Origin of the sequence: Actinocrinis sp. (genome assembly GCF_035605935.1) — a bacterium.
Classification (GTDB): domain Bacteria; phylum Actinomycetota; class Actinomycetes; order Streptomycetales; family Catenulisporaceae; genus Actinocrinis.
The window spans coordinates 1-2027 of the sequence record NZ_DATNGK010000212.1; the positions used below are offsets into that span (position 1 = coordinate 1).

The 2027-nt window shown below is 69.7% G+C and carries 1 protein-coding gene and 1 pseudogene; both read left to right on the plus strand.

Features of this window, described 5'->3' with window-relative positions:
- The coding region (locus VN779_RS16930) for an ABC transporter ATP-binding protein (protein WP_325724388.1) at positions 1 to 1237 on the plus strand (1237 nt) is incomplete at its 5' end.
- A 201-nt stretch (positions 1238 to 1438) separates the two neighbouring features.
- Positions 1439 to 2027, plus strand: a pseudogene (locus tag VN779_RS16935) (hypothetical protein); the annotation flags it as partial.

A 2027-nucleotide genomic window follows, 5' to 3' on the forward strand; every position in this document is an offset into this window, starting at 1 on the left:
GATCCCGTTGACGGTGCTCTACCGCTGGTTCTCCTCGCGGGCGCCGGTTGCCTTCCGGCGCACTCGGGAGACCGTGGCCACGCTGATCGTCAACTTCGTGGAGACGTTCAACGGCATACGCGCGGTGCAGGCGTTCCGCCGCGAGCGGCGCAATGACAGGTTGTTCGCCGGACTCAATGGCCGCTACCAGGATGCCAACGCCGCCGCCTTCCGGCTGCACGCAGTGTTCATTCCGGGTAGCGCGTTGATCGGAAACATCGCCATGGTCAGCGTGCTGATCGTCGGCGGCTATCGCGTCGCGAGTGGCAGCCTCGAACTCGGTGTGTTGACGGCGTTCCTACTGTATGTGCGGCAGTTCTACGACCCGATGGAGGACGTGGCGGTCTTCTACAACTCCTTGCAGTCCGCGACCGCCGCGTTGGAGAAGATCGCCGCGGTGCTGGCCGAGGATCCGGCGGTACCGGAGCCGGCGAAGCCGACCCCGCTTTCGCGCCCGTTGGGCGGAGCCATCGACTTCGACCGGGTCGCGTTCAGCTACCGATCCGATCGTCGGGTGCTGCCGGAACTCGACCTGCATGTGCCCGCCGGGCAAACCGTGGCGCTGGTCGGTGCGACCGGTGCCGGCAAGTCGACCATCGCCAAACTGATCTCGCGCTTCTACGACCCGGTCACCGGGAGCGTGCGCTTGGACGGCGTCGACCTCCGGCAGATTGCCGAAACCGATCTGCGCGAGGCAATCGTCATGGTCACCCAGGACGGCTTCCTGTTCTCCGGATCGGTCGCGGACAACATCGCGTTCGGGCGTCCCGATTCGACCTTGGCGGACGTCGAAGCGGCCGCCCGCGCCGTCGGGGCACATGAGTTCATCGAGCGGCTCCCCGACGGCTACGCCACCGACGTGCGCAAGCGCGGCGGGCGGCTGTCGGCCGGGCAGCGCCAACTGGTCGCATTCGCACGCGCGTTCCTTGCCGATCCGGCCGTGCTCATCCTGGACGAAGCGACCTCATCGCTCGATGTGCCAACGGAGCGAGCCGTTCAGCGGGCGCTGCGCACCGTGCTGCGGGACCGCACCGCACTGATCATCGCCCACCGACTGTCCACGGTGGAGATCGCCGACCGGGTGCTCGTCCTCGACGACGGGCGAATCATCGAGGACGGACCGCCCGAGTCGCTGATCGCCGATACGGAGGGTCAGTTCGCCCAGCTGCACACCTCCTGGCGAGACTCGCTGGTCTAACCCGGCCGGCCGCCGAGCCCATCCCGGCTTTCAGCGCGGGCACCTCCCCCACCGCAGCTTCCTGCGCATCCCCGCGCTCCCCGCGCCTCCTACCGCAGCTTCCTGCGCATCCCCGCGCTCCCCGCGCCTCCCACCGCAGCTTCCTGCGCATCGGTGGGACAGCGGTGACGGCTGAGGTGGTCAGGAGTGCACTCACGTCACATGGCTGCGCGCGAGCCGACGGTCTGTGGACGACGCAGCGCGTCGATCGCCGAAATGCGCCATCGTGTCGGCGTGTTCTCGGCGGATCCGGTGCCGATTCTGCGGCGACTCGGCGGATGCAGCCGGCGGGCCGTGCTGCTCGACGAAGGCGTGAGCGAACGCGGGCTGGCCCGAGCGGCAGCCGCGGGACACGTCCGGCGCTTCGGTCGCGGTGTGTATGCCCTGCCCGGAGCAGACGCGGCCATCCTGGCCGCCGTCCGTTGTGGTGGCCTGTTGACGTGCGCCTCGGGGGCAGGCGCGCTCGGACTGTCGGTCCTCGCGCCCACGCGCCGCGTCCATATCGCGACCCGGAACAACCCGGTCGGGCTGACCGCGCCCGTGGTCCTGCACCGTGGCCGCTCGTGCCGCTACGACGGGCCGCTACCGGTAGCAGGCACGCTGGACTGCGCCGCGCAGGCGCTGCGCTGTCTGCCTCCGATGGCCGCTCTGGTCATCGTCGACAGCGCCCTCGCCGCCCGTCGCGTCACCGTGGCCGAGCTCTACGCGCGGCTCGGCACCAAGGGCTCGGCGGCGGCCCGGATATTGCTCA